Annotated in this window: 4 protein-coding genes and 2 pseudogenes; 3 read left to right on the forward strand and 3 right to left on the reverse strand. The window is 57.2% G+C overall.

Annotated elements, in window-relative coordinates; all coding sequences use genetic code 11:
- Nucleotides 1–90: 90 nt before the first annotated feature.
- Nucleotides 91–561, reverse strand: a complete 471-nt coding sequence (locus tag CGZ80_RS22360; RefSeq protein WP_094417910.1) for a MarR family winged helix-turn-helix transcriptional regulator — start codon at nucleotides 559–561, stop codon at nucleotides 91–93.
- A gap of 230 nt (nucleotides 562–791) precedes the next feature.
- On the opposite strand from CGZ80_RS22360, the gene CGZ80_RS22365 reads away from it, so the two are divergent.
- From CGZ80_RS22365 to purH (CGZ80_RS22375), 3 genes and pseudogenes are all read left to right on the forward strand, one after another.
- Nucleotides 792–3,869, forward strand: coding sequence for a DUF1553 domain-containing protein (locus CGZ80_RS22365; RefSeq protein ID WP_198953767.1), 3,078 nt, complete (start codon nucleotides 792–794; stop codon nucleotides 3,867–3,869).
- Nucleotides 3,870–3,910: 41 nt separating this feature from the next.
- Entirely contained in the window at nucleotides 3,911–5,353 is a 1,443-nt protein-coding gene (locus CGZ80_RS22370; protein WP_094417912.1) for a DUF1501 domain-containing protein, read from the forward strand.
- Nucleotides 5,354–5,551: 198 nt separating this feature from the next.
- A pseudogene (gene purH, locus CGZ80_RS22375) lies at nucleotides 5,552–5,766 on the forward strand (bifunctional phosphoribosylaminoimidazolecarboxamide formyltransferase/IMP cyclohydrolase); the annotation flags it as partial.
- A 55-nt stretch (nucleotides 5,767–5,821) separates the two neighbouring features.
- Here purH (CGZ80_RS22375) and purH (CGZ80_RS22380) read toward each other — a convergent pair.
- Both purH (CGZ80_RS22380) and CGZ80_RS22385 read right to left on the reverse strand, forming a co-directional pair.
- Nucleotides 5,822–6,298: pseudogene (purH, locus tag CGZ80_RS22380) on the reverse strand (bifunctional phosphoribosylaminoimidazolecarboxamide formyltransferase/IMP cyclohydrolase); the annotation flags it as partial.
- Between the two features lie 157 nt (nucleotides 6,299–6,455).
- The coding region (locus CGZ80_RS22385; protein WP_233148596.1) for a DUF4282 domain-containing protein at nucleotides 6,456–6,719 on the reverse strand (264 nt) is incomplete at its 5' end.

Raw genomic sequence — 6,719 nt, forward strand, 5'->3', positions numbered from 1 at the left:
GAACAGAAAGGGATACCGCGAAGCCTCATTTACATTACATGTAAACCTTCCTGGCAAGACAAATTTTTTTGCCGCGTTGTGATCTAGCTGTTATTCAGGGACGCCGGCCCGTAGCGATTCCAGGATGCGAATCAGTTTTTTCTGGTCGGTTTTCGAGACTCCCGCTAGCAATTCGGCGTGCAAATCGAGGACGGGCTGGTCAAGTTTTTTCAGCAATCGCTTTGCCGCGGGCTTGAGTTCGACCAGAAACACCCGCCGGTCGGTTTTTGACTGTAGTTTGCTGATCAGATTCAGCTTCAGCAGTTGATCGACCACCCGTGTGATCGCAGGGGCGACCTGGACCATCCGTTCGGCGACCTCCAAACACGGCATCGGCTCGCCCTCACCGCGAAGGATCCTCAGCACGTTGTACTGGGTCACCGTCACGCCATGCTCACGCATCAGCCTCGCCATGCGGTTTTCCAGCAGATCGCTGGTTCGCATGATCGCCAACGTCGCTTCTTGTTCAACGGACGCGAACGGTCCGCGTTTCTTCAATTCTTCGCGTAATGTCTTAGCCATCGGTCTCTCCCGCCTGAAAGTTGACATGTAGTGTATCGTGGCGGCGAATTGCGAGGTGAAAAATCTTCACAAAGAGACTCTTCACACACTGACAGGCGTGCCCGGTTAAACTACACCTACCGCCCCGCCCGCCCTCCTGCCGCTCAGCCTTCGCTATGGTCCCCTCGGTACCTCATTCTGTGTTGATTGCTGCACTTGCCACATGCGTGTTCGTTGGAATCACGAGTGTAGTGAGTGCCGACGAGGACCTGTCCTTCAACCGCGACGTTCGGCCGATCCTGTCGCAGCATTGTTACGCCTGCCATGGCCCGGATGAACACAGTCGCGAAGCCGACTTGCGGTTGGACGACCGCGATGCGGCCGTTGACTATGGGGCAATCACCCCTGGGGACACCGAAAGCAGTTTGCTAGTCGAGCGAATCCTGACTGACGATCCTGATTTGATTATGCCGCCGCCCCGTGGCGGGAAAGAATTATCCGTCGATCAAAAGCGGTTGCTACAGCGATGGATCGAACAAGGCGCCGACTATCAACAACACTGGGCCTTTGTACCAGTTCCCGAAACGGTCGCGGTTCGTGACCAAGCTGACGACTGGGCGATCAACCCGATCGATCGCTTCGTTGCCCAAACACACCAGCGGATGAGCCTTGGCCATCAACCCGAAGCGGACCGAGCAACGTGGCTACGTCGAGTGACATTCGACCTGACGGGCTTGCCACCGACACTTTACGAACTTGACCAATTCCTCGCCGACGATTCAGCGGATGCGTATTCCAAAGTCGTCGACCAACTGTTGGCTTCAAACGCCTATGGCGAGCGAATGGCGAATGTCTGGTTGGACGTCGCCCGATACGCGGACACGTTCGGTTACCAAAACGATATGCCGATGGAGATCTGGCCTTGGCGTGACTGGGTGATCAATGCGTTCAACGACAACATGCCCTACGACGAGTTCTTGACCGAACAGATCGCCGGTGACTTGTTGCCCAATGCGAGCCAAGACCAGCAGCTCGCCACAGCGTTCAACCGACTGCACCGACAAACCAACGAAGGCGGCAGTGTTGCCGAAGAGTTCCGATTGACGGGAATCGCCGACCGAACCACCACCGCAGGGACGGCGTTTTTAGGCCTGACGTTTGAGTGCTGCCGATGCCACGACCACAAGTTTGACCCGATCAAACAACGCGACTTCTATCGACTGTCTGCGTACTTTTCCGACATCGACGAGTTCGGCTTGTACTCGCACTTCACCCGAGCCCAGCCGTCCCCAACAATGCTGCTGTACCAAGGCGACCAACGGGGAAAACACCAGCAAGCGTTGAATGCGATTGCAAATGCACGGCACAAGCTCGATCAAGCCATCGAATCATTGACCGCGTCTTGGTCCAAGCGGCTTGGCGAATTACCGCGAGATTTACCAACGCCTCGCCAACCAACCTTTCGCATGGAACTGGACGGCGAGGCAGAAGGTGTCGTCGGGAATGCCAGTCGCTGCGATGGCGACCAAGCGATCGAATGCGAGGGTGCCCCCGAATTCGGACGCACCGGTCGCTTTACCTATTCGCTTTGGGTTCGCCCGGCAGTGCAACAACCACGAATGATCGTGCTGCACCAATCGGTTGCCGCCGAAGATGCCGGATTTCGCGGCTTGCAGTTGACGCTTGATGATGGACATCCCGAGTTTTCGATGATTCACTTCTGGCCCGGCAACGCCGTTCGCATCGAAAGCGTCAACGCAATTCCGACCGACCGCTGGACACACCTAGCAGTCACACACGACGGCAGTGGCCAGGCAAGCGGATTGCGACTTTTCATCGACGGCAAGCTCGCCGAAGTTTCAATCGAACGCGACAAGCTGACTCGCGACATACGTCACCGCGGCGAATGGGGTGATGCAAATGTCGGCAGTGTCAAGTTAGCTCTCGGCGCAAGGTTCCGCGACATTGGTTTCCGCGATGGCTTGATCGATGATTTGCAAGTCTTCGATACAGAACTTTCGTTGGCCGACATCGCGGCGATTTATTTCGACGCGATTCCTGATGATGTCCGTCATAACAAAGACGTTCAGCTGACCGATGTGCAAGCACTGGATCACTGTTTAAAAACTGCCGAACCATCGCTTGATGCGTTGCGAGAAGAACTGCAACACGCTCGCACTCACGAGAACGAACTCGTCACGAAGATTCGCAACATCATGGTGATGAAGCACAGCGATGATGCGGCCGCCATTCATGTGTTGAACCGTGGCGAATACACCGAAAAAGGCGAAGCAGTAACAGCCGGTGTCCCGGAATTCCTCAACCAGGTCGCTATCGATAATCACCTCGGCAATTGCGACGACCGGCTGACGCTCGCCAAGTGGATGACAGCCCCCGACAACCCGTTGACTTCGCGGGTGATGGTCAACCGAATGTGGCATTTGTTTTTTGGGCGTGGGCTGGTCGTCACGCTCGAAGACTTCGGCGCCCAGGGCACACCGCCATCGCATCCCGAGTTGCTGGACTACCTTGCCCGATCGTTGATGGACAGCGGTTGGGACCTGCACACCCTCTGCCGCGAAATCGTCTTGTCCGCGACCTACCGACAATCGTCGCAGATCACCGACCGAGAACTGTGGGCGGCAGACCCGAACAACGTTTACTTGACACATGGCCCGAAACATCGCCTGTCAGCTGAACAACTTCGTGATGCGGTGTTATCGGCCAGCGGATTACTGGTCCGTCAAGTCGGCGGGCCGAGCGTGATGCCTTACCAACCGGCCGGACTTTGGCAGGAAGCTGGCACCGGAAAGAGCTACCAACAATCGACCGGCGATGGGCTTTACCGGCGTAGCCTTTACACGTTTTGGAAACGCACCGCGCCACCACCTTCGATGTTGACGTTCGACGCGACCAGCCGCGAAACCTGTACCGCTCGCCGCGAGCTTACCACCACGCCACTGCAAGCACTCGTGTTCTTGAACGATCCGCAATACGTCGAAGCTTCGCGTGTTTTGGCCGAAAAGCTCATTCGCAAGCACCCTTCGCCATCCGATCCGAAACGGACGCAGCGGTGGGACGAACTGTTTCGTCGCTTGATCAGTCGCGTGCCAACCGATGCGGAACGCGACGTGATTGAAGGCCTGTATCACGAACAGCTCTCCCACTTCACGCAGCATCCTGAAAACGCAAAACAACTGCTCGCAGTCGGCGAACAACCGCTGGCGAGTGACCTTGCCGCTGACGACGCGGCACAAGCCGACTTTGCGGCGACCACCATCGTGGTTCAAACGGTGATTGCCTACGACGAAACCGTCATGCTTCGCTAGATCCAAACCGACTCGCAACCTTTCAAGCTTTCATAAACCGCATGAACGAATCATTCGACCGACGGCATTGGCTGCAACGTTTCGGCATGGGATTTGGCGGACTGGCCGCCATGCATTTGATGCAACGTGAAACGTCCGCAAGCGGCGTGTCGTCAGCGGACGGCGTGCCGAGCCTGGGCTTGGTCAACCCGACTCACCACGCCCCCAAAGCGAAACGGGTGATTTACCTGTTCCAAGCGGGCGGGCCGTCACAGCTTGAAACGTGGGACTACAAACCGCTGCTGAACGAGCGGCAAGGCACACCGCTGCCCGACTCGGTCCGCAACGGACAGCGATTAACCGGGATGTCAGGCAACCAAGCGATCTTGCCATTGGCCGGCTCGATCTACAAGTTTGACCGCTACGGCGAATCGGGAACTTGGGCGTCGGAGCTGATGCCGCACATGGCAAAGCAGGTCGACCGGATCGCGTTGATCAAATCGATGTATACCGAGGCGATCAACCATGACCCCGCCATCACGTTTTTGCAAACGGGCAATCAAATCTCCGGACGCCCGAGCATTGGATCGTGGTTGCACTATGGGCTGGGCAGCGAGAGCGAAAACCTGCCGGCCTTCGTGGTCTTGATCACCAAAGGTAAAGGCGGCCAACCGTTGTACTCGCGGTTGTGGGGATCTGGCTTTTTGCCGGCGAGGTACCAAGGGGTGCAGTTCCGGTCGGGCAAGGAACCGGTGCTGTACCTTGCCAATCCACCGGGCGTCACGCAAGAGAGTCGACGCAACATGCTCGACCGCTTGAACCAACTGCATGCGCTGGAACAACAGCGACTGGGTGATCCGGAATTGACGACACGGATCGGCCAGTACGAGATGGCTTATCGGATGCAAAGTAGCGTTCCCGAAGTGGCCAACGTCGCCGAAGAGCCGCAGCATGTTTTGGACCTGTATGGTCCAGATGCGACGACGCCGGGGACTTTTGCATCGAACTGCATTTTGGCACGCCGGCTAGCGGAACGAGGTGTCCGGTTTATTCAGCTGTATCACCAGGGCTGGGATCATCATGGCAACATCCCCGGCGGTATGAAGACGCAGTGCCGTGAAACAGATCAACCGGCCGCGGCGCTACTGGAAGACCTCAATCAACGCGGCATGTTGGATGACACGCTAGTGATTTGGGGCGGAGAGTTCGGGAGAACGAATTACTCGCAGGGCACGCTCACGGCGACGAACTACGGACGCGATCACCATCCGCGTTGCTTCAGCATGTGGATGGCGGGCGGGGGCGTCCGCGGTGGCATCAGCCACGGTGAAACGTGCGAGTACGGATACAATGTCGTCAGCAATGGCGTTCATGTCCGAGATTTCCACGCGACGTTGATGCACCTGATGGGGATCGATCACGAACGTTTTACAGCCAAGTTCCAAGGCTTGGACGCGAAGTTGACTGGCGTTGAGCCGGCGAAAGTGGTGAAAGAGATTTTGTGAACGTACTGGACGACGCGAGGAGTCCCGGCTTTGTGCTTCGCGATGCTTGCCCCCCTTCCATGAGCCGCATTGGCGATAGCCAGCGGTTAAGTGTTCTTGCCACCTCAGCCGCACCACCGTCGCTGCCAGAGAACCGAAAATCGCCTAAAGGCTAGACTCCAGCGAACGACGGCGCGAAGAGCCCCAGCTTTGTGCTTGGCGATGCTCGGCGATCCGCTGAGCGCTTTCGGCAGCGTGTTGGCGATGAACCGCCCAGTCGATGCGGCCACGGCTGAGTATCTTTCGCGCCCGGGCTTTTCGTCGAAGCGATCGCCGCACCCAGCTTCGCTCCGGAAGCGGTCGAGATTTTGACGACCAAGCCAAAGTGGAAGGCCAACGTTCGCTTAATGGCGGTGGGGGCACTCGAAGGGCCGCGGCCAGTTTGCGACGCAGGGCCAGGCTGGTCGTTCCCCCGTCTTTCAGTTCGGCCAAGATCTCGGGGTATTGGCTCGGCTTGCAGGCGATCGTCGTGAAGGCGTGATTCTTGGCTGCGGCCCGGACCAGGCTGGGTCCGCCGATGTCGATTTGCTCGATGGCCTGGGCATCGGTGACACCCTCTTTGGCGATCGTTTCTTCAAACGGGTAAAGGTTCACCACGACCAGCGGAATCGGAAAAATACCATGCTCGCCGATTGCGCCCATGTCGTCTTCCCGGTCGTGTCGGCAGAGGATGCCGCCGAAGATCTTGGGATGCAGCGTTTTCAAACGCCCATCCATCATTTCGGGAAACTGGGTGTACTCGGTGACGTCTTTGACTGGAATGCTGGCCTCTTCCAGATGCCGCCGCGTGCCGCCGGTGCTGTAGATGGTGACACCTGCCGCAACCAATCCCTGGGCGAACTCCGTCAGCCCCTGCTTGTTGCTGACACTGATGATGGCATTTTGAATAACGGGATCTTGAGACATCGCGAAACCAACCTAAAGCAGAATATCGAGGGTCGAACCCTACGGGCAGAGTAAGCCCTTTTTTAGGCTTTTAGAAGGGAAATCGTCAACCACCCGAGCCCCATTTGACGCGGGTGGCGAGCCGCAATTTTCTGTAATTGAGTTGGCTAATTTCGGCCTAATCGATGACGCCTGACTTTTCTTCCATCAGTTCGCGGATGTCCCGGACGTTGTTGTGGATCTGAAAGAACACGAGGCTGGCTTCCGCGCAGATCCGAAAGAGAATGATGTAAAACAACACAACAATCAGGCCCACAAACGCCAAAAACACGGCAACGCCGTACTCCCTAGCGCCTCCACCTCGCGAAAGGATTTCAACAAACATGAACGCTGTCGAGCCCAGCCAGCCAAGCGCGACCAAACACCCAAACACACCCAACAC

It is taken from the genome of Rhodopirellula sp. MGV, assembly GCF_002251265.1.
Classification (GTDB): domain Bacteria; phylum Planctomycetota; class Planctomycetia; order Pirellulales; family Pirellulaceae; genus Stieleria; species Stieleria baltica_A.

Coding starts and splice junctions, on each gene's coding strand:
- CGZ80_RS22370 (WP_094417912.1), top strand. CDS start 3,911: ATGAACGAATCATTCGACCGACGGCATTGGCTGCAACGTTTCGGCATG.
- CGZ80_RS22360 (WP_094417910.1), bottom strand. CDS start 561: ATGGCTAAGACATTACGCGAAGAATTGAAGAAACGCGGACCGTTCGCG.